At 65.1% G+C, this 516-nt stretch carries 1 pseudogene; it reads left to right on the forward strand.

From position 1 onward, the window contains the following. Positions 1 to 516, forward strand: a pseudogene (locus tag AC1RJY_RS24015) (pyruvate dehydrogenase (acetyl-transferring), homodimeric type); the annotation flags it as partial.

The following is a 516-nucleotide window of genomic DNA, read 5'->3' on the forward strand; positions in this document are numbered from 1 at the left end:
GCCCGGTTCGTGCCCGTCGTCCCGGACGAATCCCGGACCTTCGGCATGGACGCGTTCTTCCCGACCGCGAAAATCTACAACCCCAAAGGCCAGAACTACCTCTCCGTGGACCGCGACCTCGTCCTGGCCTACAAAGAATCACCCGCCGGGCAACTGATCCACCCCGGCATCAACGAAGCCGGCGCCGTCGCAGCCTTCACCGCCGCCGGCACCGCCTACGCCACCCACGGCGAACCCCTGGTCCCGATCTACGTGTTCTACTCCATGTTCGGCTTCCAACGCACCGGAGATTCCTTCTGGGCCGCCGCGGACCAAATGACCCGCGGCTTCATCATCGGCGCCACCGCAGGACGAACCACCCTCACCGGCGAAGGACTCCAACACGCCGACGGGCACTCCCCCATCCTGGCCTCCACCAACCCCGCCGTGAAAACCTACGACCCCGCCTACGGCTACGAAATCGGCCACATCATCCGCCACGGCCTCGAAGAAATGTACGGACCCGACAGCACTGAC

Source organism: Arthrobacter sp. GW822-FHT05G07 (assembly GCF_058799755.1).